The organism is Nocardiopsis sp. iso_186, assembly GCF_056173365.1.
In genome coordinates this window covers 3,370,474-3,395,117 of the sequence record NZ_CM149670.1, presented here as the reverse complement: position 1 = coordinate 3,395,117, position 24,644 = coordinate 3,370,474, and the positions used below count along the sequence as shown (strand labels likewise).

27 protein-coding genes are annotated in these 24,644 nt (G+C 70.3%); 22 read left to right on the top strand and 5 right to left on the bottom strand.

All coding sequences use genetic code 11. The features are described 5' to 3' along the window. The first annotated feature begins 558 nt into the window (after positions 1 to 558). Positions 559 to 1,509 carry a carbohydrate ABC transporter permease gene (locus tag AC0VYP_RS14860; protein ID WP_285756611.1) on the top strand — a complete coding sequence of 317 codons (951 nt, stop codon included), beginning with the start codon at positions 559 to 561 and terminating at the stop codon, positions 1,507 to 1,509. After that, positions 1,506 to 2,333: a carbohydrate ABC transporter permease gene (locus AC0VYP_RS14855; RefSeq protein WP_285756610.1), complete on the top strand. Its 828-nt coding sequence runs from the start codon at positions 1,506 to 1,508 to the stop codon at positions 2,331 to 2,333. The genes AC0VYP_RS14860 and AC0VYP_RS14855 overlap by 4 nt, the downstream gene beginning before the upstream one ends. Positions 2,334 to 2,927: 594 nt before the next feature. Here the strand turns inward: AC0VYP_RS14855 and AC0VYP_RS14850 are convergent. Both AC0VYP_RS14850 and AC0VYP_RS14845 read right to left on the bottom strand, forming a co-directional pair. Beyond that, on the bottom strand, positions 2,928 to 3,119 hold the full coding sequence (locus AC0VYP_RS14850; RefSeq protein WP_475470262.1) for a DUF397 domain-containing protein: 192 nt from the start codon (positions 3,117 to 3,119) through the stop codon (positions 2,928 to 2,930). 3 nt (positions 3,120 to 3,122) lie between these two features. After that, positions 3,123 to 3,404, bottom strand: coding sequence for a Scr1 family TA system antitoxin-like transcriptional regulator (locus AC0VYP_RS14845; protein WP_475470260.1), 282 nt, complete (start codon positions 3,402 to 3,404; stop codon positions 3,123 to 3,125). Here AC0VYP_RS14845 and AC0VYP_RS14840 point away from each other — a divergent pair. From AC0VYP_RS14840 to AC0VYP_RS14830, 3 genes are all read left to right on the top strand, one after another. After that, positions 3,382 to 3,888 carry an RHS repeat-associated core domain-containing protein gene (locus tag AC0VYP_RS14840; protein ID WP_475470259.1) on the top strand — a complete coding sequence of 169 codons (507 nt, stop codon included), beginning with the start codon at positions 3,382 to 3,384 and terminating at the stop codon, positions 3,886 to 3,888. The two genes, AC0VYP_RS14845 and AC0VYP_RS14840, sit on opposite strands and share 23 nt — an antisense overlap. A gap of 589 nt (positions 3,889 to 4,477) precedes the next feature. Further along, complete coding sequence (locus tag AC0VYP_RS14835; protein ID WP_475470257.1) at positions 4,478 to 4,729, top strand: hypothetical protein; 252 nt, start codon at positions 4,478 to 4,480, stop codon at positions 4,727 to 4,729. After that, a complete protein-coding gene (locus AC0VYP_RS14830) occupies positions 4,722 to 5,084 on the top strand; it encodes a hypothetical protein (protein WP_475470255.1) in 363 nt (120 codons plus the stop codon). The genes AC0VYP_RS14835 and AC0VYP_RS14830 overlap by 8 nt, the downstream gene beginning before the upstream one ends. A gap of 379 nt (positions 5,085 to 5,463) precedes the next feature. Here the strand turns inward: AC0VYP_RS14830 and AC0VYP_RS14825 are convergent, their stop codons facing one another. Genes AC0VYP_RS14825 through AC0VYP_RS14815 form a run of 3 tightly spaced genes read right to left on the bottom strand, consistent with a single transcriptional unit; the run spans position 5,464 to position 7,745 of the window. After that, positions 5,464 to 5,994 (bottom strand): flavin reductase family protein, encoded by a 531-nt coding sequence (locus AC0VYP_RS14825; RefSeq protein ID WP_475470254.1) that lies wholly within the window; start codon positions 5,992 to 5,994, stop codon positions 5,464 to 5,466. A 31-nt stretch (positions 5,995 to 6,025) separates the two neighbouring features. Further along, positions 6,026 to 6,559 carry an NAD(P)H-dependent oxidoreductase gene (locus tag AC0VYP_RS14820; RefSeq protein WP_285756599.1) on the bottom strand — a complete coding sequence of 178 codons (534 nt, stop codon included), beginning with the start codon at positions 6,557 to 6,559 and terminating at the stop codon, positions 6,026 to 6,028. 16 nt (positions 6,560 to 6,575) lie between these two features. After that, positions 6,576 to 7,745, bottom strand: coding sequence for an LLM class flavin-dependent oxidoreductase (locus AC0VYP_RS14815; protein WP_475470252.1), 1,170 nt, complete (start codon positions 7,743 to 7,745; stop codon positions 6,576 to 6,578). Between the two features lie 306 nt (positions 7,746 to 8,051). Here AC0VYP_RS14815 and AC0VYP_RS14810 point away from each other — a divergent pair, with 306 nt between their 5' ends. The 17 genes from AC0VYP_RS14810 (at position 8,052) to AC0VYP_RS14730 (ending at position 24,603) form a co-directional block, all read left to right on the top strand. Further along, a complete protein-coding gene (locus tag AC0VYP_RS14810; protein ID WP_285756597.1) occupies positions 8,052 to 8,810 on the top strand; it encodes an IclR family transcriptional regulator in 759 nt (252 codons plus the stop codon). 227 nt (positions 8,811 to 9,037) lie between these two features. Further along, positions 9,038 to 10,123: an LLM class flavin-dependent oxidoreductase gene (locus AC0VYP_RS14805; RefSeq protein WP_475470250.1), complete on the top strand. Its 1,086-nt coding sequence runs from the start codon at positions 9,038 to 9,040 to the stop codon at positions 10,121 to 10,123. 32 nt (positions 10,124 to 10,155) lie between these two features. Beyond that, positions 10,156 to 11,172, top strand: coding sequence for an NrtA/SsuA/CpmA family ABC transporter substrate-binding protein (locus AC0VYP_RS14800; protein WP_475470248.1), 1,017 nt, complete (start codon positions 10,156 to 10,158; stop codon positions 11,170 to 11,172). Positions 11,173 to 11,198: 26 nt separating this feature from the next. Then, complete coding sequence (locus AC0VYP_RS14795; protein ID WP_475470247.1) at positions 11,199 to 12,083, top strand: ABC transporter permease; 885 nt, start codon at positions 11,199 to 11,201, stop codon at positions 12,081 to 12,083. 35 nt (positions 12,084 to 12,118) lie between these two features. After that, positions 12,119 to 12,841, top strand: a complete 723-nt coding sequence (locus AC0VYP_RS14790) for an ABC transporter ATP-binding protein (protein ID WP_475470246.1) — start codon at positions 12,119 to 12,121, stop codon at positions 12,839 to 12,841. A 36-nt stretch (positions 12,842 to 12,877) separates the two neighbouring features. Then, positions 12,878 to 13,921, top strand: a complete 1,044-nt coding sequence (locus AC0VYP_RS14785) for an ABC transporter substrate-binding protein (RefSeq protein ID WP_475470244.1) — start codon at positions 12,878 to 12,880, stop codon at positions 13,919 to 13,921. A 34-nt stretch (positions 13,922 to 13,955) separates the two neighbouring features. Then, positions 13,956 to 14,900, top strand: coding sequence for an ABC transporter substrate-binding protein (locus AC0VYP_RS14780; protein WP_475470243.1), 945 nt, complete (start codon positions 13,956 to 13,958; stop codon positions 14,898 to 14,900). Between the two features lie 64 nt (positions 14,901 to 14,964). After that, the gene (locus AC0VYP_RS14775; RefSeq protein WP_285756590.1) at positions 14,965 to 15,927 is read left to right on the top strand and encodes an LLM class flavin-dependent oxidoreductase; all 963 of its coding nucleotides are present in this window, start codon (positions 14,965 to 14,967) and stop codon (positions 15,925 to 15,927) included. Continuing rightward, a complete protein-coding gene (locus AC0VYP_RS14770; RefSeq protein ID WP_475470242.1) occupies positions 15,917 to 17,035 on the top strand; it encodes an LLM class flavin-dependent oxidoreductase in 1,119 nt (372 codons plus the stop codon). The genes AC0VYP_RS14775 and AC0VYP_RS14770 overlap by 11 nt, the downstream gene beginning before the upstream one ends. Before the next feature lie 275 nt (positions 17,036 to 17,310). Beyond that, entirely contained in the window at positions 17,311 to 18,405 is a 1,095-nt protein-coding gene (locus tag AC0VYP_RS14765; protein WP_475470240.1) for an LLM class flavin-dependent oxidoreductase, read from the top strand. Further along, the gene (locus tag AC0VYP_RS14760) at positions 18,402 to 19,241 is read left to right on the top strand and encodes an ABC transporter permease (RefSeq protein WP_475470238.1); all 840 of its coding nucleotides are present in this window, start codon (positions 18,402 to 18,404) and stop codon (positions 19,239 to 19,241) included. The genes AC0VYP_RS14765 and AC0VYP_RS14760 overlap by 4 nt, the downstream gene beginning before the upstream one ends. 82 nt (positions 19,242 to 19,323) lie before the next feature. Further along, entirely contained in the window at positions 19,324 to 20,370 is a 1,047-nt protein-coding gene (locus AC0VYP_RS14755) for a taurine ABC transporter substrate-binding protein (RefSeq protein ID WP_285756587.1), read from the top strand. Next, the gene (locus tag AC0VYP_RS14750; RefSeq protein WP_285756586.1) at positions 20,354 to 21,142 is read left to right on the top strand and encodes an ABC transporter ATP-binding protein; all 789 of its coding nucleotides are present in this window, start codon (positions 20,354 to 20,356) and stop codon (positions 21,140 to 21,142) included. The genes AC0VYP_RS14755 and AC0VYP_RS14750 overlap by 17 nt, the downstream gene beginning before the upstream one ends. A 171-nt stretch (positions 21,143 to 21,313) precedes the next feature. Next, entirely contained in the window at positions 21,314 to 21,850 is a 537-nt protein-coding gene (locus AC0VYP_RS14745; RefSeq protein ID WP_475470236.1) for a GNAT family N-acetyltransferase, read from the top strand. Beyond that, the gene (locus AC0VYP_RS14740; protein ID WP_475470234.1) at positions 21,847 to 22,821 is read left to right on the top strand and encodes an amino acid ABC transporter permease; all 975 of its coding nucleotides are present in this window, start codon (positions 21,847 to 21,849) and stop codon (positions 22,819 to 22,821) included. Before AC0VYP_RS14745 ends, AC0VYP_RS14740 begins: the two co-directional genes overlap by 4 nt. An 11-nt stretch (positions 22,822 to 22,832) precedes the next feature. Then, positions 22,833 to 23,585, top strand: a complete 753-nt coding sequence (locus AC0VYP_RS14735) for an amino acid ABC transporter ATP-binding protein (RefSeq protein WP_475474258.1) — start codon at positions 22,833 to 22,835, stop codon at positions 23,583 to 23,585. A 49-nt stretch (positions 23,586 to 23,634) separates the two neighbouring features. Next, a complete protein-coding gene (locus tag AC0VYP_RS14730; protein WP_475470233.1) occupies positions 23,635 to 24,603 on the top strand; it encodes an ABC transporter substrate-binding protein in 969 nt (322 codons plus the stop codon). Positions 24,604 to 24,644 lie beyond the last annotated feature (41 nt).

Here is a 24,644-nt window from a genome sequence, read left to right as displayed (position 1 = left end):
CTCTAGGGGGAGGGCCGTCTCGCCAGCCTTGGTTCGCGTTGCGGTGACAGATCCTCGCAGCCGTTGAAAGCGGTCGTCCAGGAAGGGAAACCCACATCGCCCAAAGGAAGTTTAATTGTTACATTTTGAGCCCCTTGGAGGGGTTCGCCCTGCCAGTTGCACATATCACACAAGATGGCGGGCGGATTTTCACATCACGAACTGATCGCATCCGTTGCTGTGGCGGTGGAATGCGCTTCCCATGCGTGCTTTGTGATGAGGCGTGCGCATGGTCGTCCCGAGGTGTCCGGTTCGCGGTGAGCCATGGGGCATGTGGTTGAAAAAGCATCAATCTTCGCAAAGCGGACTATGGTTCTGAAACATCACTCAGGGGCTTTCCAGTAGGGTGCGCTTCAAGGCGCCGGACCTGTGCGGCGCGGGGGCTCCCATCGGCTTGTCCGTCCACAAACTTCCCCGTGTGCCGTGGTTTCCTGCGCCACCCCACCCGAAACCATCACGGTCGGTCGTGTGCCCGAGCTGCGTCGCGTGCCGTCCCCGTTCAAGCCCTCAGGAGCGGCGATGCCCGCTGTGACCACCAGGCCCGGTTCCCGGCGCCCCTCCGCAAGCGGCTCCGGCCGCGTCGCGCGCCGACCAGGCCGCCCGCGAAAGGACTGGCGGGCGCTGTTCTACGTACTGCCCGCCATGGTCTTCTTCGCGGTGTTCGTCCTCTACCCGCTCGGGCAGTCGGTCTGGCTGAGCCTGTGGAAGTGGAACGGCGTCACCGCGGCCACGTGGGTCGGTCCGCAGAACTACATCGACGTCCTGGGCGATCCGGTGATGCGCCTCGCGTTGCGCAACTCGCTGGTCTTCATCGTCTTCTACGCCGTCCTTCCCACGGCGGTCGGCCTCGTCCTCGCCGGTGTCATGGCGCGGATCCGCATCCACGGGCTCGCCTTCTTCCGGGCCGCGCTGTTCGTCCCCCAGATCCTCTCCGGGGTCGTTGTGGCCGTGGCCTGGCGCTACCTGTACGCCGCGGACGGTCCCCTCAACGGCTTCCTGGACCTCTTCGGGCTGGATGGCATCACCAGGGCCTGGCTCGGTGACTTCGCGACCGCACTGCCCAGCGTCGGCCTCATCGGTACCTGGGTCATGTTCGGACTGTGCATGGTGCTCTTCCTGGCCGGTGCCCAGCGCATCCCCACCGAGCTCTACGAGGCGGCCCGTATCGACGGCGCGGGGGCGGTGCGCGAGTTCTTCACCGTCACGCTCCCCGGCCTGCGCCGCGAGATCTCCTTCGGTCTGGTCCTGACCACGACCTACGCACTGCGCAACTTCGACGTCGTGTGGAACACCACGTCGGGGGGACCGGGCAACTCCACCATCATGCCCAGCGTGATCATCTACAAGGCGGCCTTCAACACGCGCGACTACGGCATCGCCGCCACCGTTTCGGTCCTGCTCACCCTGATGATCCTGATCCTGACCGCGCTCGTCCTCTTCCTTCTCCGAGACAGGGAGCCCGCCCGATGAGATCCCGTCGCGAGTCGGTGATCAGCCACCTCATCCTGGTGATCGGCACGATCATCGCGCTGTACCCGGCGTTGTCCATCCTGATCCTCGCGCTGAGCAAGCGCGGTGCCCGGCCCAGCGCGCTCGGGGTGCCGCGCAGCTTCACCCTGGACAACTTCGCCCGTGCCTGGTCGGGAGGCGGTTTCGACTCGGCGCTGCTCTCCAGCGCGACCGTCGCCTTCAGCGTCGTCGTCGTGACCGTGACCCTGTCGGTCCTCACCGGTTACGCGCTGGCCTGGCTCCGGGTCCCCATGGGCGCCACCATCCTGGGCGTCCTGCTCATCGGGCTGGTCCTGCCCTACGAAGGCGTGATCGTTCCCCTGCACTCCCTGATCAAGGACATGGGGCTGATCAACACCACCGCGGCGCTGATCCTGCCGCAGATCGGCCTGTCGGTGTCCCTGGGTGTCTTCTGGATGCACACCTATTTCCGCGGCATCCCCAAGTCGCTGCCCGAGGCGGCGTCCATCGACGGGGCCTCCCGTTTCCAGACCCTCACCAAGGTGCTGCTGCCCGCTGCGCTGCCCGGTGTCTCGGCCCTGGCGCTGATCGTGTTCCTCTACGCGTGGAACGACTTCCTGCTCGCCCTGGTGCTCGTACCCGACAACGTGGACGTGCGCACCGCCCCGCTCTCGCTGTCCTTCTTCGCGGGCAACGTCAAGGGCGCGGACATCGGCGTCACCGCGGCGGCGGCCGTGATCGTGGCGCTTCCACTGGTCATCGTGTACTTCTTCCTGCAGCGCAACTTCATCAACGGCCTGCTCGGCGGCGCCGTCAAGGAGTAGCCTTCCCCGCCCGCCCCGCGGGCGGACCACCCCGGCCGAGCCGGCGCGGCCCGCCCATCGGGGGCGGGCGTCGGCCTGTCCGGGGCGGGGCCACCGGGAGCGTTCGAGGTGGGTTTTCGCGCGGACGGGCCATTCCTGCACCGGATACGTCGCGGCGCCGGCCGCCCACCGCGACCACGACCCTCTTCATGTCCCGGGACAACAGCCGCCGGCCCCTGCGCGAGCGCGCTCCTCGACGAAAGCGCGTGGTCATGCCCTCCAGCGCTCTGCGCAGAGCGGCCTGCGCGTGCTCGACGGGGGCGCTGAGGGGAATGGAGCGGTTCGCCGGCACCCGCTGACGGTGTCGTGTCCGGTGCCCCGCACGACTGCTTCCAGGTCGAGGTGGCACTGCTGACCGCTGCCGGTGCGCTCTCCACAAAGACACCCGCTCATCGGTGCGGCGTACGACTTTTTGGAGTGCGGCCCCGAGGGACGGGTGTGCCTTGCTGGGGCTGCTCACCCGCTTCTGAAAAAGAGCACGTCCAGCCGGTCCCGGGCACGAGCAAACCCCCTCCCGACACGCGAAAGGGGGGTGACCGAAACCTAGGGGGAGGGCTACAGGCGACCGGTTTTCACCTCGGCGAGGAAGGCGCCCCACGCCTCGACCGAAACCCCCACATGCCCAAGGCCCCGGTTCTGCGTGTCACGCACCAGCACGACGTCCGTGGTCTCCGCGACCTCGACGCAGTGTCCGCCGCTGGCGTTGCTGTAGCTGGACTTGTGCCACTTGGTGGCGTGCGCGTCCATGGTTCAGAAGCCTCCTTTGATGACGTCCGCGATGAACTCGCGTGACTTGTCGGGGGGAAGCGCCACACCGCGCAAGTCCCCGAACATGTGGGTGCAGTTGGCCACGTGGTCGGTGTCGTCCACCGGAGATCCGCCGATCGCGGTTTCCAGATACAGGATTTCACCGATCTCCGGCCCGCGCAGTAGCCGGAAGGCCCCGGAAAGTCCCGGATGCCGGTGTGTGGCGAACGGAACCACCTGAACCACCACGTACGAGTTCGCCGTGACATCGAGCAGGTTCTGCAACTGCCTGGCAGCAACCGCCGATGGCTCCCAAGCCGAAAAAGCCGAGGTGGAGTACGTCTACACCTCCAACGGACAGACCCTGACCCACACCACTGGCGAGGAAGGGGAGAAGGCCGCAGAACTCAATCCGTTCACCTATACCGGCGCCTACCAATTCCTCAACCAGGACGTGCACCTCAACCACCGGTTCTACTCACCTTTGATCAGTCAGTTCACCCAACCCGACCCCTCTCGCCAAGAGATGAACAACTACACCTACGCCCAGTGCGACCCGGTCAACAAGACTGACCCCACAGGCTTGGCCACGGGAGAAGAGCTGTGGAGCGCGGTGTGCTGCGGCGCTGGAGCGGTTGGCGGCGTCGCTGCCGCCAGTATCTTTCTCGCGCCGCCCACGGCACCGGTAGCTGGACCCGTGGCAGGTATTTCAGGGGTTGTCGCAGGTGGGTGCACCATCAGGCAGGCCGTGACCGGAAACATCATCTAGAACGGGTTCGTCTTGCAAGAAGTTCTCACACTCCTCTTTTTCGCCTCGGTTTTCGTTACAGGAATTTACGCATTCGTATACTCACGAAAGCGAAGCGCGAAAACTGAAGGAAAAAACGACAGGGCAATCGGCCTTTTTCTGACTTTCGTTACTGTTTTCCTCGGAATTTTGGCAGCATTTTTCACCTGGGGGTGAGAGGAATCCAGCGCCCCGGAAATTCCGGGGCGCTGGATTCTCTCTTCCTGTTGTCAACGTGTCGCGAGTCCGAACAAGCCGCGTAGCTCTCCCGGATTTCGTTGAGTCGTCCACGGTTGGACCGCGGGCGACTCATACGTTTCAGCAGGTCAGGAAGTAGGCCAATCCGGCCGTTCGATGTGGCCTGGTAGGTCCGCGTGGTTTGCACTTGCATTGCACGGTTCTGGCTCCCGGTAGGCAGCCGTTCTAAGGTCGGACACGGTGTCTGACCACCACCGGTTGCGTGTAGACGGTTTGCCCGGCCGGTGGCCCTCGTGGTCCGCTCCTTCGAAGAAGGTGCGGCCGTTTTCGGCGGAAACCCGCCCATCGTCTGCGGGCAGGGAAGAATCGGCGCATGAAACACGGGTGGGCCTGGCCGGTCGTGCTGGTCGTGATCGCGGTGGTGCTGGGCTCCTTCGCCGCGGCACCGCTGGTGTTCCCGGGCCTGGGGCTAAGCGAGTTGAACAGCATCGCCGGCATCGCCTCCTTCGCCGTAGCCGTGGGGGCGCTGGTCGTGGGCATCTGGACACTGCGCTCCGCTCTCCGGGGCGAGGCCGGTGCGGAGCCGGCCGGGCAGGCCCTCGGGGGTGGGTTCGGCCGTGGCTAACACGATTACCGGTGACCCCTCGGGGACCACCGTGCAGGCCCGCACCGTCCACGGCGGGGTCCACAACACCACTCATGTCCATTCGGGGCCGGTGGTGCCCATGGCGTTGGACGCCGTCCCGGCCCCGCCCGATGGGTTCACCGGTCGGGCCCGGGACCTGCTCCAGGTCACCGACCGGTTGAACCCCCAAGCCGAGAAAGGGCCAGGGCAGGGCGCGGTGGTGGTCTCAGCACTGTCGGGGATGGGAGGGGTGGGCAAGTCCGCGTTGGCGTTCAAGGCCGCGCAGGTGGGTGAGCCCCACGCATGTGGGGATGGACCGCCGGTAGGCCCCGGCGTGTCCGCTGGTGTGCCGTGAGCCCCACGCATGTGGGGATGGACCTCCCTGCTCTCACGCCTCGCCAACAACGCCGGCGTGAGCCCCACGCATGTGGGGATGGACCGTAGTGGCCGAGTACCGCGAGCTCGAACAGTTCGTGAGCCCCGCGCACGCGGGGACGGACCGCCAACGTCTCCCGGGCTTTCAGCGGTGTGCCGTCGTGCAGTCCCGCTGATGGGGAGGGGCTGCGCCGATGAACACGCGCCTGGTGGACACATCGTGTCTCGCGCGGACCTCTTCCCCGGGGCCGGGCGCCACCGCCTGCCGGCGGTGCACCACGATGCCCGCCGACTCGGCCCGCCACGACGTTGCCCGGTCCGTCCGAACCCGTCATCCCGGTGCGGTGACCGCGACATGTTCAGGGCAGCGCGGTGAATCCGCCGAAGGCCCCCTGGTGGTACAGCAGGGGCGGCGGCGGATCAGCGTGCACCTGGCTGTGGGTCACCTCTCCCACGACCAGCCAGTGGTCGCCGATCAGCCGGGTCTCGTGCCGCGCGCACACCAGACGGACGGTGCCCCCGTCCAGCAGGGGGACGCCCCCCGCCCCGCGCGTCCAACGGGTCGGCGGGGCGAAACGGTCGGCGCCCTTGGCGGCGAAACGCGCCGCGAGATCCGCCTGCTCCTCGCCCAGCAGGTGGACGGCGAAGGAGTCGGCCAGGCGCAGCCTCGGCCAAGTGGTCGAGGACGTGGCCACGTAGAACGAGACCAGTGGAGGGGTGAGACTGACGCTGGTGAAGGACGTGGCGGTGAGTCCGACGGGTTCGCCCGCGACATCGGCGGTCACGATCACGACGCCGGCGGGGTGGTGCCGCAGCGCTGCCCTGAACCGGGCCGTGTCGGGGCCCTGCTGGTTCCCGGAGGGCGGGGAGACGGTGTCGGTCTTGCTCATCGGGAACCTCCGAGGGGTAGGGGGACGGCGATCATGCGGTCGCCCCGCGCAGGCGCTGGCGGATCTGGGGGGCGACCCGCTGGACCCAGGGAGCGAGGACGGCGTCCAACTCCGAACCGTCCCCGGCCGCGATGCTGCCCTGGAGGACGGCGAGACCGGGAGTGGGCACCTCGGCACCCAACTCGACCAGCAGGGGGCGCAGGTGCACCTCGACGGCGAGGGTGTGGGCCGGTGAGCCCATGACCAGAAGGGGGAGGGCCGTCGTCCCGGTCAGCGCCCCGCTGGGCAGCAGGTCGAGGAAGACCTTGAGCAGGCCGGTGTAGGTCGCCTTGTAGGTGGGACTGGCCACGATCAGGACGTCGGCGGTCCCGACCCGGTGCAGCGCGTCGGCGACCTCGGGCGGCGGGCCGGGAACCAGCAGGTCCGGCCCCAGGACGGCCAGTTCGACGAGGTCGTGCCCACCGGGGAGGCCCAGGGCGGCGGCGACCCGATCGGCCGCGGCCAGGGCGGCGGATGCGGTACGGGAACCCGGTCGCGGGTTTCCCACGAGAACCGTGACGGACATGGTGAGCGCTCCTTGCTCAGGTGGCGGGGTCGGCGGTCAGGGACGGTCGGGCGAGGGGGACCCGTGGGGGTGCGGCGGGAGGGGCCGCGTCCGGGTGGTGCCACAGGCCGCGCTTGTGCAGCAGAGGCAGGACCCCCTCCCCGAACCAGTAGGACTCCTCCAGGTGCGGGTACCCGGAGAGGACGAATTCGGTGATGCCCAACCGGTGGTACTCCTCGATGCGGTCGGCCACCTCACTGTGGCTGCCGACCAGGGCGGTGCCGGCGCCGCCGCGCGCCAGGCCGACGCCCGCCCACAGGTTGGGATAGACCTCCAGGTGGTCCCTGCTCCCGCCGTGCAGCGCCCGCATGCGACGCTGCCCCTCGGATTCGCTGCGGGCCAGTCCGGCCTGGACCCCCGAAACGGTCGTGTCGTCGAGGCGGGAGAGGAGCCGGTCCGCCTCGCCCCACGCCTCGGCCGCCGTGTCACGGGTGATGACGTGCAGCCGGATGCCGTATTCCAGGGCGCGTCCGCGCCTGGCGGCGAGGGCGCGCACCCGGTCGATCTTGTCGGTCACGGGCCCGGGAGGTTCTCCCCAGGTCAGGTAGGTGTCGGCGCGTCGCGCCGCTACCTCCAACGCCGCAGGGGAGGAACCGCCGAAGTACACGGGTGGCCGCGCTACGGGCGGACGGTGCAGCGTCGCCTGCTCGACGGTGAGGTGGTCGCCGGCGAAGTCCACCGTTTCGCCCTCCCAGAGCCGCGTCGCGATCCGCAGGAACTCGTCGGTGCGTGCGTAGCGCGCGTCCTTGTCCAGGAAGTCGCCGTGGCCCCGCTGTTCCGCGCTCTCTCCACCCGTGACCACGTTGAGGAGGAGGCGTCCCTCGCTGAGGCGCTGGTAGGTCGCGGCCATCTGTGCGGCGAGGGTGGGGGAGAGCAGGCCCGGACGCAGGGCCACCAGGAACCTCAGCCGACGGGTCGCGCCGACCAGCATCGCGGTGCTGAGCCAGGCGTCCTCGCACCAGGCCCCGGTCGGGGTCAGGACGCCGGCGAAGCCCAACTGCTCGGCTGCTCGGGCCACCTGGGCCAGGTAGGCCAGCGTGGGTTCGCGCGTCTGCCACGCGGAGGCGACCTCCACCCCGTGGCCCCCGCCGACGATGCCCCGGCTGTCGCCCTGGGTGGGCAGGAACCAGTGGAACGTCAGTGTCATCGGAGGCTTCCGTTCTGCTTCGTGGCGACCCCCGTGGTCCGGAAGGGGCGGTCCGGTGCGCGCTCCCGTCTCGGCGCGCTGTGGACCGGGCGGCTGATGCAGGCCGGCCGCCGTACGGCCGGTCTGGCCGCCGGCGTGCCCTCTTTAGGGTGATTTCTTAAATTGACTTTGTCAACCTGTGTAGTAGGAAATTATGGTGGGGCGGGTGGACTGTCCTGCGGTTCGGGGGTGCCGGGTCGGGTAGGTTTGCCCGATCGTCGGCCGGAGGTGTCCTCTCGGCCGGATCGTTTGGAGCGAAAGGAAACGATGGCAGTGGAGGATGCCCCGCCGTCGGGTGCCCAGGCGGTGGTCCGGGCGCTGCGGGTGCTGCACTGCTTCCGCGACCACGGCCCCGAACTGGGGGCCACCGATATCGCCCGCCTGCTCGACCTGCGCACCAGTACCGCCTACCGGTTGGCGCGCACGCTGGTGGGGGAGGGGTTCCTGGAACGCGACCCGGGTTCCTCGCGGTACCGGCTGGGCGCCTCGGTCGCCGAACTCGGGCAGGTGCTCTATCGCCATCGGGGCCTCTATCGGGCCGAGCCGCTGATCGAGAGTCTGGCGGCGGTCACGGGAACCTCGCCGGGACTGGCGATCCGCAGCGGCCGCAGCGCCATCGTCGTGGTTGGCGAGGTGGCCGACCCCGAAGCCGGTGTCGGCGTGCATATCCCCTTGCACGCCTCGGCGATGGGCAAGGTCCTCCTGGCCTGGAACCCCGACTTCGAAGCCGCGGAGCTGGGCGAACTGGTCGCGCTGACCCGGCGCACGATCACCGACCCGCATCGGCTGGAGGCGGAACTGGTCCGGGTGCGCGACTGCGGCTATGCCGTCAACGACGAGGAGTTGATGGCGGGCAAGCGCACGGTCGCCGTGCCTCTGGCCGACGAGTTCGGTCAGGTCCAGATGGCCCTGGCGCTGCGCGCCGACGCCACCGCCCTGCCCCGGGAGCGGGTCGCGGAAGTCGCTGAGATCGGCCGCGAGTACGCCCCGGCCTTCCAGCGCGTCCTGCTGCGCCCCACTGTCTGAGGCGCGACCTTCGCGGCTCCGTTGCGCCGGCCGGTTGCCGGGTGTGGGCCGCCCTTCTCCTCGATGACCTGGGGCATCGGTGTCGCCTAATTACCCATAAAACCTACTGACTTGATTGACAATTCCATGATGTGGCAAATACGGTGTGGGCACTTGTCCGATATGGGTCGTATTCGAGTCGTGTGCCTGGTGCGTACGGTGCGGCCCCACGCCTCCGGGAGTCCTCCGTGGCCAAGGAAGTCCTCTGGTACATCGTCCCCCAGGACGGCGCCTACCCCTGGGAGCCCGAGGGGCGCCGCGAGGTCAACCTCGCCTATCTGCAGAACCTGGCCCGCGGAGTGGACCGGCTGGGCTACTCCGGAGCACTGCTGGCGACCGCCTTCCACGACGTGTGGGTACTGGGCACCGCACTCGCCGATGTCACCACCCGGCTGCGGCCACTGGTCGCGGTGCACCCGGGGCTCATCTCCCCGGTCCTGCTGGCCAAGATGGCGCTGACCTTCGACCACCTCTTCGGCGGCCGTCTCACCATCAACGTCATCAACGGCGACACCCGGACCCTGAGCACGTACGGGCTCACCCTCGCCCACGACGGGCGCTATGCCCTCGCCCGCGAGTACTGGTCGGTGTTCACCCGCCTCACCGCCGGCGAGACCGTGGACTTCCACGGCGACCACATCGACGTCACCGGAGCCGGAACCGGGTTCCAACAGCTGCGCCCGGTGCAGAAGCCGCACGTGCCCCTGTGGTTCGGCGGCTCCTCCGAACCCGGCCTGGACCTGGCAGCCGAACTGATCGACGTCTACCTCTCCTGGGGGGAACCGCCCGCCGACCTCAAGGAGAAGATCGACCGCCTGCGCGCCAAAGCCGCGCAACGCGGCCGAACCCTGAGGTTCGGGCTGCGCGTGCACCTCATCGTCAAGGACACCGACGCCGAGGCATGGTCCTACGCCGACTACCTGCTCAAGGTCACCCGGCCCGAGACCTTCGCCCGCCAGCTGGACCTCACCACCAACGCCGACTCCGTCGGCCAGAACCGGCAGCTGGCCGCCCACCGTGGGCGGGTTCCCGACCGCGCCAAGGACATCGAGTCCTCCCCCAACCTCTGGCCGGGGATGGGCCTGCTGCGCCCCGGCCCCGGGACCGCCCTGGTCGGCTCGCACGCCAACGTCATCGAACGCCTCCAGGAATTCGAGTCCTTGGGCGTCAACACCTTCATCCTCTCCGGCAACCCGCTGCTGGAGGAGGCGCACCACGTCGCCGAGACGATCCTGCCGCACCTCGGCATCCCCACCCCCGGCCACCCGGCCTGACCTCCACGGCCCGTCCCAGAAAGCGAACCCCCATGAGCACCCTCCGTCCGCGCGCCGCCGGCGCCGCCGTCCTGCTGGCCGCCTCCCTCGCCCTCACCGCCTGCGGCACCGCCGACGAGGTCGGCCCCGGCGGTGAAGGCGACGGCGGGGTCATCCGCGTCATCGACCCCGGCAACGCCGGCCCCCTCGCCTACGCCAAACGCGAAGGCATCTTCGAGGACCGCCTGGCCGAGGTCGGGGCCACCATCGAATGGGGCGGCTCCTACGCCTCCTTCACCGCAGCCGCCGAAGCGTTGAAATCCGGGGACGTCAACCTTCAACAAGGCGCGATCTCACCGGCCGCGGGTGCATTGGCCAGCACCGACGAACTGCGCATCTTCAGCGTCTCCGACCCCCTCACCGATCCCGCCCCGGTGCGCGACGGACTCGTCGTGCCGGCCGGCAGCGACGTGACGGGCCTGGCCGATCTCGAAGGCCGCCGGGTGGCCGTCAACCAGGCAGGAAAGGGCGAGTACCTCCTGCTGCGGGCATTGGAGGCCGAAGGCGTCGATCCAGAGGAAGTCAACCGCGTCTACCTCAACCCCCAGGAGGGCGCAGCGGCCTTCGGCTCCGGCAAGGTCAACGCATGGTGGGCGATCGTCAACGCCTATCCCGAGGCCGTGGCCAGCGGCGCGGACACCATCGTCACCAGCCGCGACGTCAACGACGCGGACCTCGGCATCTTCGCGGCCCGCACCGACCTGCTGGAGGAGCACCCCGAGGCGGTCAAGGTCTTCTTCGACGTCCTCAACGAACTGATCGAAGAGGGGCAGAGCGAGCCGGAGAAGTTCCAGAACGTCTTCCTCGACCAGGGCCCGACCGCGGTCAACGGCGACCGGTTGGCCGAGGAGATCGAGCTGACCCGCGCCACTACCGTCTACCGCTACCCCACCGAGGACGATCTCGCCAAGGTCGAGACGGTGGGCCGCACCTTCGCCGACCACGGGGTGCTGCCCGACCCCATCGCCGCCTCCGACGTCGTCTTCGACCTTCCCGCCGCCCTGAGCTGATCCCGCGCACGACCAGGAGCACTCCCATGACCGTTTCATCCGGGCCGTCGCCTGCGGCACCCCCGTTCGCCGAGGCCGCGCCCACCGGCCCCCGCCCCGCGCCGCCCGGCCTGGAACGCCCCGTCCACCTGGGGAGCCGCCCCCGCAACCCGCTGCTGTCCCTGGCTGTGCGCGTCAGCATCCCTCTCTTGCTGGTGGGGCTGTGGTGGTGGGGGTCGATCGCCGGCTTCGTCAACTCCCGGATCCTGTCCAGCCCTCCGGCCGTCCTGACGGCGCTGCGCGAGTTGATCGCGACCGGTCAGCTCGCCGAGTTCCTGGCGGCCTCGTTCGGCCGCGCGGCCCTGGGCGTGACAGTGGGGGTGGGAGCGGGCCTGCTCCTGGGGATCATGTCCGGACTCACGGCGCTCGGCGAGGAACTCGTGGACCCCTCCATGCAGATCGTGCGCGCCGTTCCCTTCCTGGCCCTCGTACCGCTGTTCATCTCCTGGTTCGGCGTGGACGAGACCTTCAAGGTCGTGCTCATCGCGGTCGCGGCCGTCGCCCCCATGTACGCCTACACCTACGTGGGCGTACGCGGGGTGGACCGCAAGGTCCTGGAGGCCGCCCGCGGGTTCGGCCTGAGAGGGGCCCGGCTGGCGCTGGGCGTCATCATCCCCAGCGCCCTGCCCAGCATCCTGATGGCCCTGCGGATCTGCATGACTATCAGCCTCACCGGTCTCATCGCCGCCGAGCAGATCGGTACCACGGCGGGGATCGGCTACCTGGTGACCCTCGCCCAGCAGTACTTCCGTACCGACTACATGGTGCTGTGCATCGTGCTGTACGCCGTCATCGGCCTCCTCATCGACGCGGCGATCCGCCTGTTGGAACGGGTGCTGATGCCCTGGCGTGCCCACGTGGCGGCCCGATGACCGCCCACCGTCCCGCCACCCGTCAGGAGCAACCCGTGGCTACCCGACCCGGTACCGACCTCGCCGTGCGCGTACGCGGACTGCGCAAGTCCTACGGCGCCGCCACCGTCCTGGACGGCGTTGACCTCGACATCCGGCGCGGTGAGTTCTTCGTCCTGCTCGGCCCCAGCGGCACGGGCAAGACCACCCTCTTGCGCACCCTGGCCGGGCTGGAGGCGCCCGACGGCGGCGAGGTGCTTGTCCCCGCCAGGCGCACCACCGTCTACCAGGAACCGCGCCTGGTCCAGGCCCGCCGGGTGCTGTCCAACGTCACCATCGGCCAGCCCCGGGGAGCCGCTACCCGCGCTGCCGGAGCGCGTGCCCTCGCCGAAGTCGGCCTGGCCGACAAGGCACGTGCCTGGCCGGCCACCCTCTCCGGCGGGGAGGCCCAGCGCGCGGCCCTCGCCCGGGCCCTGGTGCGCGACCCCGAACTGCTGCTGCTGGACGAGCCGTTCGCCGCCCTGGACGCCCTGACCCGGCTGCACATGCAGGATCTGGTCGCCGACCTGTGCGCTCGGCACCGGCCGGCCGTCCTCCTGGTCACCCACGACGTGGACGAGGCCGTCCGGCTCGCCGACCGGGTGGCGGTCCTGCGACGGGGCCGTTTCTCCGTCAACCGCCGGATCGTCCTCGACCACCCCCGCGACCGCAACAACCCGGCTGTACTGGACTACCGCCGCGACTTCCTCGGTGAACTCGGGGTCAGCTCCACCCGTTGACCCCGAGTCCACCGCCGCCCAACGGGAGGAACCCCTGTGACCACCGCCCCTCCGTCGTCCGCCGCCACCGGCGTGGACAAGATCTGGTACACCCGCTGCCCCGTTCCCACCGCCAGCGGCCTGGCCCACAACCTCGGCTGGCTCGCCGTGTCCTTCGCCGAACAGGGGCTGGACGTGGGCATCCTCCAGGACGCGCCCCCCGAGATCGCCCGCCACCACTTCGACCACCGCCTCCTCGGCCTTTTCCGCGAGGGCGGCAACGTACCGGCCCTGGCCGCCCGATCGGAGGGGGCACCCACCCGACTCATCGGTCTGACCTGGATCGACGAGGCGCAGTCGGTGCTCGCTCTCCCCGGCGCGGGGATCGCCTCGCCCGCCGACCTCAAGGGCCGACGCGTCGCGGTCCCCGCCCACGCGGACAGTCCCGCCCGCAGCTTTCCACGCGCCATGGCGCTGCACGGCTTCACCGGCGCACTCGCCCTGGCCGGGCACACCCTGGACGACGTCGAACAGGTCGAGGTCGCCGCGGACCTGGCTCCCACCGTGGGCGCCGATGCCCGTGCCGCCTCCTGGCCGGGCCTCGCCGAACTCGCGGCGGGTGCCGTCAACGCCGTCTACGTCAAGGGCGCCCGGGCCGTGGAGGAGGCAGCCGCCCTCGGCGCGGTCGTCGCCATCGACCTCGACGCAGCCCCCGAACGGCGCTTCCGCGTCAACAACGGCACCCCGCGCCCCATCACCGTGCACGAGCGCATCCTCACCGAACGCCCCGAACTGGTCACCGCCTTCCTGGTGCAGACCCTGCGCGCCGCCGACTGGGCGGCCGACAACCCCGCGCGCGTCCGCCGGATCCTGGCGGCCGAGACCCGATCGGGTGCCCAAGGGGTGGCAGCCGCCTACGCGGAGGGCTTCCACACCGGTCTGCACCCCGACCTCTCCGCCGAACGCCTGGGCCTGCTCGCCGTCCAGCAGGACTTCCTGCACCGCAACGGCTTCCTCGCCGCTCCCGTGGACGTGCACGCCTGGGCCGCCCACGAACCACTGGCCGCCGCACACGCGATCCTCGCCCGCACCACCTCCTGACCCGCGTCCCCACCCCCAACCAGCCGGAGACACCATGAGCACCAAGGTCGGTTACTTCCCGCACAACAACTCGCTGTTCGTCCTACGCCACCGGGGCATCCTGGAGCGCAGGCTGCCCGACGTCGAGTGGGTGGACCTGCGCGACCTCCCGCAGGGACAGCGTCCCGCCCCCACCGAAGGGCTGCCCACCGTGCACGCGGACCGCCTCTTCGACGGCGGTTACGACTTCATCGGCACCGGTTTCACCCCGCCCATCACCGCCCAGGGCCAGGGGCACGACGTGGTCTACGTCGCGATCTCGGGTCCCCGCCACGAGAATGGCAGGTTGCTGGTCAAGGCCGACTCCGACATCAAGGAAATCGCCGATCTGCGGGGTCGCACCGTCGGTATCGCGCACGGCTCCTGGCAGACCACCCTGCTGCTGTTCGCACTGGAGCGCGCAGGGCTGGGCTGGGGCGACATCATCCCCGTGGACACCGGAGTCAACGCAGCCGAGGAGTTCCTGAGCGGTGCCGTCAACGCGTGGGTGGGGGCCTACCCCGGCCTGAGCGCGGTGGAAGCGCAGGTCTCCACCCGTGATCTCGTCGCCACCGACGGCCTGTTCAGCCACCGTTCGCTGTGGTTCACCCGTCGCGACTTCGCCGAGAACCGCTCCGAGGAGCTGGCCGCGATCATCGCCGCCCTGCAGGAGTCCGACGCCTGGATTCGCGACAACCCGCGCGAGGCCGCTGCCCTCTTCGTCGCGGACGCCCGGCAACGCGGAGGGCCCGACACCGACCTGGACGCCTGGGAGCACGCCCTGCGTACCAGGCCCTTCGGCCTTCTTCCCGTGACCGGGGAGTTCGTCGCCGAGCAGCAGCGCGCGGCCGACCTGCTCTTCGCCAGCGGCCTGCTGTCGCGCGAGGCCGACGTCGCCTCGGCCGTGCTGGCGGACGTCAACGCCCTCGTCCCGCCGCTTCCGGACCCCGACGCGCGCTGACCCGCCGGGGACGGGTGCTGACGGCGCCCGTCCCCGACCCCCACTTTCGACCGAGGATCCCCGTATGACCGAACTGCTCCTGAGACTGCCCACCCGTCACGGGCCCCCGACCGGCCTCGGGCCGGTGCCCCGTGACGTGCGTGCCGACCACTACGGTCCGCTGGAACGCCTGTTCCAGACCGGGCGTGCGGCCGAGACGGCCGGCCTGGGCGGCGTGCTCGTCCCGCACGACCCCCTGGGGGAGGAGTCCTGGACGGTGGCCGCGGGGCTCCTGCGCCACAGCCGTCATCTGCGTGTCGTCGCAGAGTTCCACCCCGGCTTCGCCACCCCCGTCTACGCGGCCAAGATGGCGGTCACTCTCCAGCGCTTCTCGGCCCAGCGGCTGGGGTGGCGGCCGGCGTTGGACGGCGACGCGGCCGAACACGCAGCCCAGGGCGACTTTTTGAGCGGTCCCGACCGTTACCGGCGGGCCGACGAGTTCCTCACCGCTGCCAAGGGCGTGTGGACCCGCCGCCCCTTCTCCTTCGAGGGCCGCTTCTACCGGGTGCTGGAGGGCGGTTTCGACGCGCCGCTCACCGGGTGGGCGTTTCCCCGCGTCTACCTCTCGGGCACCGGCGAGGAGGCGCTCGAACTGTCGGCCCGCCACGCCGACGTGCACCTGCTGGGCCCGGCCGACGACATCAAGGCGGTACGCGCCGAGCTCGCCGGCCGCTCCGCGCGGTGGGGACGCGACGTCGAGCTTGGGGTCGAGCTGTCGGTCCTGGCCCGCGACGACACGGCGGAGGCGCGCGCCGATGCCGGGAGCGATGCGGGGCCGCACTGGGAGGGCTTCGCGGGCCTGGGGCACACCCTGCCCAGCGGACTGGTCGGTTCGTACGACGACGTCGCGGCCCTTTTTGACGACTACGCGCGCCGGGGAGTGCGCACCTTCTCGGTCGAGGCGCTCCCCGCGCTCCCCGAGGCCTACCGGTTGGGCGAGCGGCTGCTGCCCGCCCTGGCAGAGCAGGAGCAGGCCCGTGTCCGTTGACTTCTACTGGCGCATCGGTATGCACGGCGACCAGCGGTCGCTGCGCGAGCGCGCCGAGAGCCGCGGCGACTGGGCTCCGCACGTCGCCGGGAGCATCACTCCGGCACTGCGGGGCGGCGCGCCCGACGGCTACGCCTACATCGAGCACATGGCCGATGTCGCGCGTGCAGCGGAATCGGCCGGGTTCTACGGCGGGCTCATGCCCTCCTTCCCCTTCACCGACGATCCCTGGGCCGCGGCCGCGATGCTCGCCCGCGAGACCCGCACCTTCCGGTTCATGGTCGCCTTCCAGCCGGGCTTCCTCAACCCCGTGCACGCCGCCCGGATGGCGGCCACCCTCCAACGCGCCTCGCACGGCCGTGTCGTCTACAACGTGATCACCGGCGGGGGCGGTCCCGCGCAGCTGTGGTGGGGCGACGAGGTCGCCCACGACGACCGCTATGCGCGCACCCAGGAGTTCCTCCGGGTGCACCGGGGAGTGTGGCAGGAGCGGCCCTTCGACTTCGACGGGCGCTTCTACCGGGTCGAGGGCGGTGCGCTGCCCGACGCGCTGGCCGCCCAGGAGTTCCCGGAGGTCTACTTCTCGGGCTCCTCGCCCGCGGCGATCGACGCGGCCGGTCGGCACGCCGACTACTACCTGTCCTGGTTGGAGCCCTTCGGGGCGCTGGCCGAGAAGTTCGCGGCCGTGCGCGCACACAGCGCCGCCACTGGACGCACCCCCCGTTTCGCCGTCCGGGCGGAGGTGGTCGCGCGGGCGACCGAGGAAGCGGCCTGGGCGGAGGTCCGGCGCGGTTTCGAGGCCGCCGACACCGCGGCGCTGCGGGCGGGTCGATCGGGGGACTCGGTAGGGGCGGCCCGTAGCCGCGCCTTCCTCGGCGGGCCCGTCAACGGTTACCGCGACCTGGAGGTCGCGCCCAACGTGTGGGGTGGTTTCGGACTGCTGCGCGGGGGCCCGGCCTTCGGGCTGGTCGGCAGTTACCAGCAGGTCGCCGAACGCCTCGACGAACTGATCGCCCTTGGCGTTGACTCCTTCATCCTGGCCGGTGTCCCGCACCTGGAGGAGGCGCACAGGGTGGGGGAGGAGGTCCTGCCGCTCCTCCGCGGCTGAGTATCGGGTCGGGACGACCGGTGAAGCCGCCGGCCCTCGGGGCCGGCGTTCGGGTGGATCCGGTCCGGGCCGAGGCCGGCGGAGGGCCGAGCGCGCGGTCGGCGGGCCGGTTCGGCGAGGCCGCCGGGGGCCGCCGGGCGTACGGAGGGCAGAGGCGCACCCTGGCGCCGGGGATGGTGCCCACCCGGTCGGTGCCGCTTTTTCTTATCTTTTCCTACTTGTATAGTGTACTTTGATCCGTGGCTCCGGAACACCCGCGCGAAAGGTGGGCCCGCATGCGCTTCCACTGGTTCCTGCCCACGACGGGAGACGGCCACGCGGTCCGCAACTCCACCATCCGTCTGGGGACGGGCGGCGTCACCTCGCCCACGCGCCCCGCCACGCTCGGCTACCTCGCCCAGGTGGCCCGCGCAGCCGAGGCCACCGGGTTCACCGGAGTCCTCACCCCGACGGGCTCGGGCTGCCCTGACCCCTGGATCACCTGCGCCGCGCTGACCCAGCACACCGACCGCCTCAAGTTCTTGGTGGCGTTTCGCCCCGGCTTCGTCCTGCCGACCCTGGCCGCCCAGCAGGCGCGCGCCTTCCAGGAGATCTCGGGCGACCGGCTGCTGCTCAACGTGGTCACCGGGGGAGACCCGGTCGAGCAGCGCGCCTACGGCGACTTCCTCGGCCACGACGACCGCTACGCCCGCACCGACGAGTTCCTCGACGTCCTGCGCCGCTCCTTCTCCGGTGAGCGCTTCGACTTCACCGGTAGGCACTACCGGGTGCAGGACGCGGGGCCCACCGATCCGTTGGACCCCGCACCCGAGATCTATTTCGGCGGGGCCTCGGCCCCCGCGGAACGGGTGGCCAGCGCCCGCGCCGACACCTACCTCATGTGGGGCGAGCCGCCCGCGATGATCGCGGAGAGGATCGAACGGGTCCGCTCCCTGGCCGCCGGGCAGGGGCGCAGCGTGCGCTTGGGTATCAGGCTGCACGTCATCGCCCGGGACACCTCGGCCGAGGCATGGCGCGAGGCCGACCGGCTGCTGTCAGGGATGGACCCCGCCCGGATCGAGGCCATGCAGCACTACTACGCGCGGATGGAATCCGTCGGACAGGCGCGGATGGCCGCGCTCCACGGCGGTTCCCCCCGCGCCCTGGAGGTCGCGCCGAACCTGTGGGCCGGTGTGGGTCTGGTCCGCGAGGGGGCCGGGACCGCACTGGTCGGCGACTACGACGAGGTGGCCCGCCGCCTCCAGGAGTACCGGGGACTCGGTATAGAGGAGTTCGTCCTCTCGGGGTGGCCGCACCTGGAAGAGGCGTACCGGGTCGGCGAGTACGTCCTGCCGCGCCTGACGGCCGCCCTTCCGGCGGCCACGGCATGAGCACCACCACGCGGACCCCTCCCCGCGACACCGAGGCCGACGACCGGCCGACGCGGTTTCGCATACCCGAGGCCGCGGGGTCGATCGGTCTGCGCGCCCTGTCCGTCGGCGGCTTCCTGCTGCTCTGGTGGGCGGTGGCGCGCGCGGGGATCTGGCCGCCCGTCATCCTGCCCTCTCCCGGTGCCGTCTGGGCGCAACTGGTGACCACGGCCACCGTCGGCTACAGCGGTTCCACGGTGCAGGGGCATCTGCTCACCAGTCTGGGGCGCATCCTTCTCGGCAGTGGGTACGGCACGGTGGGCGGTATCGTGCTGGGCCTGCTCGTCGGGCTCGTCCCGGCCGCTCGCGCCGTCCTGGGGCCCTTCATCACCTTCGTGCGCACCCTGCCGCCCTTGGCCTACCTGAGCCTGCTCGTCATCTGGTTCGGCATCGGCGAGGAACCCAAGATCTGGTTGCTCGTCATCGCGTCCCTGCCACCGGTGGCGGTCGCCACCGCCGATGCCGTGCGCGGCGTCGCCCCCGACTACCTCAACGCCGCCCGCTCGCTGGGGGCCCGGTCCTGGCAGCTCCCGGTCCGGGTCGTCCTTCCCTATGCCCTCCCCGAGATCATGACCGGGGTGCGCATCGCCGTGGGCGTGGCCTACACCTCCGTCGTCGCAGCCGAGACGATCAACGGCATCCCCGGCATCGGCGGGATGATCCGCGAGGCCCAGCGCTACAACCAGACCGACGTGGTCATCCTCGGCCTCATCGTCATCGGGCTCTCCGGACTCCTCATCGACTGGCTCCTCCAGTCAGCCGACCGTGTCCTCGCCCCCTGGCGGGGGCGTACCTGACCCAGTGGCCGTGCGCTCCGCACGCCCGCGCCCGCCCTTTCGTTTCCGCCCGTCCGTGCTCCCCGCCCATCAGGAGTCGCCCGTGTCCCCCCGCCCCACGTCCAGGACAGCACTCGCAGCCGCGCTCGCCGCGACCCTTCTCCTGGGGTCGGCATGCGGTGCCGATCCGGCCGCCGACCCGGCCGACGGCATCCCCGGAGAGCTTCGCATCGGCTACCAGTCCATCCCCAACGGCGACCTGATCGTCAAGAACCAGGGCTGGCTGGAGGAGGCGCTGCCCGACACCACGGTCACCTGGAACAAGTTCGACTCCGGTGGAGACGTCAACACCGCTTTCCTCGCGGGTGAACTCGACATCGCCCTGGCCGGCAGCGCTCCGGTGACCCGCGGGCTGTCGCAGCCGCTGGACATCGGCTACCAGGTGCCGTGGATCCACGACGTCATCGACGACAACGAGGCGCTCGTCGCGGTCGACGGCATCGACGCCGTCGCCGACCTGGAGGGCCGCACTGTCGCTGTGCCCTTCGCCTCCACCACCCATTACCACCTCATCGCAGCTCTCGACGAGGCCGGACTGGAGGTGGGGGACGTGGAACTCCTCGACCTGGAGCCGCCCGACATCCAGGCCGCCTGGCAGCGGGGCGACGTCGATGCCGCGTTCGTGTGGTACCCGGTCCTCGGGCAGCTCTACGACGAGGGCGGCCACGCGCTGGTGACCAGTGGTGAACTGGCCCGACGGGGGAAGGTCACCGCCGACCTCGCGGTCGTTGCCACCGGGTTCGCCGAGGACTACCCTGACGCGCTGGCCGAATGGGTCGCCCAACAGGACCGTGCGGTGACCCTCCTGCGAGATGACAAGCAGACCGCCGTGGCGGCCATCGCAGCCGAACTCAACCTTGAGCCCGCCCAGGCCGAGGAGCAGGTGGACCAGCTCGTCTTTCTCACCGCGGCCGAGCAGGCCTCCGCCGACTACCTCGGGACCAGCGGCGAACCAGGTCGCCTCGCCGAGTACCTCGGCCTGACCGCGGAGTTCCTGGCCGAGCAGGGCGAGATCGAAACGGCGCCGGACCGGTCCCTTTTCGAGGCGGCGCTTCTTCCCACGGGGGCCGAGAGTGTCGCGGGAGGCTGAGACGGCGCCGACCGCCCTGGAGCTTCGTGCGGTGGGCCACGAGTACCGCGGTCGTGGCGGGTGGGTCCCTGCGTTGGAGGGCATCGACGTGCGGCTTCCCCAAGGGGAGCACCTGGTGGTGGTCGGCCCCTCCGGTTCGGGCAAGAGCACCCTGCTCCGCATCGTCGCGGGGTTCCACCCGCCCGCGCGCGGCGCGGTCGCCGTCAACGGGCGGCCGGTTACCGGACCGGGGCCCGATCGCGGTGTCGTCTTCCAGCAGCCCACCCTGTTTCCGTGGCTCAGCGTCCGCGCCAACGTCGAGTTCGGGCTGCGCATGACCGGGGTGGGGCGCAAGGAGCGCCGGGAACGGGCCATGCGCCAGCTCGAACTGGTGGGGTTGGCCGATACGGCCCGTATGCGTACCTACGAGCTGTCCGGAGGCATGCGCCAGCGGGTCGCGATCGCCCGCGCCCTGGCCCCCGACCCCGCGATCGTGCTCATGGACGAGCCCTTCGGTGCGCTGGACGCGCTCACCCGCGAACGCATGCAGGAGGAGCTGCGCGCCCTGTGGCGGCTGAGCGGGAAGACGTTGATGTTCATCACACACGATGTGGACGAGGCCGTCCACCTGGGCACCCGGATCATCGTCCTGAGCGCCCGGCCGGGGCGGATCGTGTTCGACGAGTCCTCCGACCTGCCTCGTCTTGAGCGGCCTCGCGCCGACCAGGGATTCGTCTCCCTGCGCGAGCGCGTCGCTGCGGCCGTGCGTGAGGCGGCCGGGGCGTCCCGCTGAGGACCGCGCCGCCGGCGGGCCCGGGGACGGCGGTCCGTGGGGGCAGGCCCCTGACCTGTAAATATACTTTTCCTACTTGACAAATAGGTTTTTGGTGCCCAAGAATCCCTCCATGCCGCACGTTCCGTTCGGCGCGGCCGCCGAATCCGCGCACCCGCACGCAGTCAGAGAGTGAGCAAACCGATGGGCCCCCAGCCGCCGGCGCCCCCGGCAACCGAGGACCTGGTGATCCGCGCGACCCGGATCGACGACCCCCAGGCCGCACCCCTGCTGGCCGAACTGTCCGAGGAGTACACCGCCCGTTACGGTGACATCAGCGACGAGATGACCCGGTTCCCCGCGTCGGACTTCGCCCCGCCCCACGGCGTGCTGCTGTTGTTGTTGCGCGACGGGGTCCCCGTGGCCGGCGGCGCCTACCGCCGCTACGACCACCGCACCGCAGAGATCAAACGGATGTGGACCGCTGCCGACAGCCGCCGCCGGGGCTACGCCAGCAGGGTGCTCGCGGCGCTGGAGGCCGAGGCGGCCCGTGGAGGATACGCGCGCCTGTACCTCATCACCGGTCCGCGCCAACCCGAGGCACGCGCCCTCTACCTCGCGGCCGGCTACACGCCGCTGTTCGATCTCGCGGCCGATCCCGAGACGATCGGCCCGCTTCCCTTCGACAAGGCCCTTCCCCCGGCCGGACGGGGGGAGGGACGGCAGTGAGCGCGCTCTCCACCCCCGCCACCGAGCAGGCCGACCCCGCCCGCGACACCGACGACCTCGCGGGTCGCCCCGTACACCCGGCGCGCTACCCGCTGCGCTGGGCCGCCAGTGCCGTCGTCGCAGTGCTCGCGGCGATGTTCGTCAACATGCTGCTCACCAACCCGGCGTGGAAGTGGCACGTCGTCGTCGAGTACCTGTTCGCCGAATCCGTCCTCAACGCACTGTGGCTCACGATCCAGCTCACCCTGTACGGCACGGTGATCGGCTTCGCGCTGGGCGTGATCCTGGCCCTGATGCGGCTGTCCAGCAGCCCGCTGCTGGTCGCGGTCGCCTGGGTCTACATCTGGGCGTTCCGCTCGATCCCCCTCATCGTACAGCTGCTCTTCTGGTACAACCTGGCGATCCTTTACAACCAGATCTCCTTCGGAATCCCCTTCGGCCCGTCCTTCTACTCCGTGGGCACGATGGACCTCATCAGTCCGATGGCGGCCGCCGTGCTCGGCCTGGCCCTGCACCAGGCCGCCTACTCGGCGGAGATCGTGCGCTCGGGCGTGCTCTCCGTCAACCAGGGGCAGCGCGAAGCGGCAGCGGCACTGGGCATCCCATGGGTCCGCCAGGTACGCCGCATCATCTTGCCCCAGGCCATGCGCACCATCATGCCCACCGCCGGCAACGAGGTGATCAGCCTCTTCAAAGGCACCTCGGTGGTCTACATCATGGCCCTGGGCGAGCTGTTCTACCGCATCCAGGTCATCTACAACCGCACCGGCGACGTCGTGCCCATGCTCATGGTCGCCACCCTCTGGTACATCGTGCTGACCACGCTGCTGTCGATCGTGCAGTTCTACGTCGAACGCCACTACGCCAAGGGCGCACTGCGCACCCTGCCGCCCACCCCGGTGCAACGGCTGCGGCGTGCCGCGTTGACCCTGCGCGCCCGTATCGCGCCCACCCGAGGGAGTACCCCGTGACCGCCCGCCCCATGGTCGAGATCCGCGGAGTCCACAAGGGCTTCGGCACCCTGGAGGTTTTGCACGGCATCGACCTGACCGTCGCCGAGGGCGAGGTCACCGCTGTCCTCGGCCCCTCCGGATCGGGCAAGAGCACCCTGCTGCGCTGCGTCAACCACCTGGAGCGCGCGGACCGCGGCTACGTCAGCGTCAACGGCGAACTGATCGGATACCGGCGCGGTCGCGGTGTACTGCACGAGCTCAAGGAGAAGCACATCCTGCGCCAGCGCGGCGCGATCGGCTTCGTGTTCCAGAGCTTCAACCTCTTCCCGCACCTCACCGTCCTGGAGAACATCACCGAGGCGCCCCGCTCCGCGCTGCGCCGCCCGGCCGCCGAGGCCGAGGCCGATGCCCGGGCGCTGTTGGCGCGGGTGGGCCTCGCCGACCGCGCCGACGCCTACCCCCGGCAGTTGTCGGGCGGCCAGCAGCAGCGCGTGGCCATCGCGCGGGCCCTGGCCCTGCGCCCCAAGGTCCTGCTGTTCGACGAGCCCACCAGCGCGCTGGACCCCGAACTGGTCGGGGAGGTCCTCGACGTCATCCGGGACCTCGCCGCCGGCGGCACCACGATGATCATCGTCACCCACGAGATCGGCTTCGCCCGCGAGGTCGCCGACACCGTCGTGTTCATGAGCGACGGGCGGATCGTGGAGACCGGGCCCCCGTCCCAGGTCTTCGACGCCCCCAGCCACGAGCGCACCCGCGCCTTCCTCGCCAAGGTCCTCTGACCGGGCCAGGCCCCGATCCCCAACCCATCCCCTACCTCTGAGGAGACCGATGTCCTTCGTCCCGCACCGCAGAACAGCCCTGCCTGCCCTTGCCGTGGCGTCCGTCCTGGCGCTCTCGGCCTGTGGAGGGGGCGCCGACGCCGACGCCCCCGCAGGAGCCGAAGGCGACAGCGGGTTCAACACCTCTCCCGACCAGGACCGCATCCGCGCCGAGGCCGTTCCCGAGATCGCCGCGCTGGTCCCCGAGGAGATCCGCGAGACCGGCGCACTGACCGTCGGCCACTCCAGCGGAGGCGCGCCCCCGCTGACCTTCTACGCCGACGACGACGAGACCTTCATCGGCGTGGAGACCGACATCGCCCAACTCGTGTCCGACGTCCTCGACCTGGAGATGGACACCCAGGCGACCTCCTGGGAGAACCTCTTCCTGTCCGTGGAGAGCGGCCAGTACGACGTGGCCTTCGCCAACGTCACCGTGACCGAGGAGCGCAAGGACCTCTACGACTTCGCCACCTACCGGGTGGACACGGTGTCCTTCGAGACCGCCGTGGGCAGCGACCTCACCGAGGTCACCGAGCCCGCCGACATCGCCGGCCTGTCGGTCGCGGTGGACTCGGGGACCAACCAGGAGGAGATCCTCCTGCGCTGGGACGAACAGAACCAGGAGGCCGGCCTGGAACCACTGGACCTGCAGTACTACCAGAACGCCACCGACTACTACCTGGCCTTGCAGTCGGGCCGCATCGACGTCTACCTGGGCCCCACACCCAGCGTCTCGTACCACGCGCAGGTCTCCGGCGAGACCGAGCTCGTGGGCACGATCTCCGGCGGTGGCGAGATCAAGGCCGAGATCGCGGCGATGACCCTCAAGGACAACGGCCTCATCGAGTCCCTCAACGCGGCCATCAACAGCCTGATCGAGACCGGTGAGTACCAGGAGGTGCTCGACCGCTGGGCGGTCAACGCCGAGGCGGTCTCCGCCTCCGAGATCAACCCGCCGGGGCTGCCCCGGGAGTAGCCGGGCCGCCGGCGCCACTGCGCCCGCCCCCGTCAACAGGC

Coding starts and splice junctions, on each gene's coding strand:
- AC0VYP_RS14860 (WP_285756611.1), top strand. CDS start 559: ATGCCCGCTGTGACCACCAGGCCCGGTTCCCGGCGCCCCTCCGCAAGC.
- AC0VYP_RS14855 (WP_285756610.1), top strand. CDS start 1,506: ATGAGATCCCGTCGCGAGTCGGTGATCAGCCACCTCATCCTGGTGATC.
- AC0VYP_RS14850 (WP_475470262.1), bottom strand. CDS start 3,119: ATGGACGCGCACGCCACCAAGTGGCACAAGTCCAGCTACAGCAACGCC.
- AC0VYP_RS14835 (WP_475470257.1), top strand. CDS start 4,478: ATGAAACACGGGTGGGCCTGGCCGGTCGTGCTGGTCGTGATCGCGGTG.
- AC0VYP_RS14825 (WP_475470254.1), bottom strand. CDS start 5,994: ATGAGCAAGACCGACACCGTCTCCCCGCCCTCCGGGAACCAGCAGGGC.
- AC0VYP_RS14820 (WP_285756599.1), bottom strand. CDS start 6,559: ATGTCCGTCACGGTTCTCGTGGGAAACCCGCGACCGGGTTCCCGTACC.
- AC0VYP_RS14815 (WP_475470252.1), bottom strand. CDS start 7,745: ATGACACTGACGTTCCACTGGTTCCTGCCCACCCAGGGCGACAGCCGG.
- AC0VYP_RS14810 (WP_285756597.1), top strand. CDS start 8,052: ATGGCAGTGGAGGATGCCCCGCCGTCGGGTGCCCAGGCGGTGGTCCGG.
- AC0VYP_RS14800 (WP_475470248.1), top strand. CDS start 10,156: ATGAGCACCCTCCGTCCGCGCGCCGCCGGCGCCGCCGTCCTGCTGGCC.
- AC0VYP_RS14795 (WP_475470247.1), top strand. CDS start 11,199: ATGACCGTTTCATCCGGGCCGTCGCCTGCGGCACCCCCGTTCGCCGAG.
- AC0VYP_RS14780 (WP_475470243.1), top strand. CDS start 13,956: ATGAGCACCAAGGTCGGTTACTTCCCGCACAACAACTCGCTGTTCGTC.
- AC0VYP_RS14775 (WP_285756590.1), top strand. CDS start 14,965: ATGACCGAACTGCTCCTGAGACTGCCCACCCGTCACGGGCCCCCGACC.
- AC0VYP_RS14765 (WP_475470240.1), top strand. CDS start 17,311: ATGCGCTTCCACTGGTTCCTGCCCACGACGGGAGACGGCCACGCGGTC.
- AC0VYP_RS14760 (WP_475470238.1), top strand. CDS start 18,402: ATGAGCACCACCACGCGGACCCCTCCCCGCGACACCGAGGCCGACGAC.
- AC0VYP_RS14735 (WP_475474258.1), top strand. CDS start 22,833: ATGGTCGAGATCCGCGGAGTCCACAAGGGCTTCGGCACCCTGGAGGTT.
- AC0VYP_RS14730 (WP_475470233.1), top strand. CDS start 23,635: ATGTCCTTCGTCCCGCACCGCAGAACAGCCCTGCCTGCCCTTGCCGTG.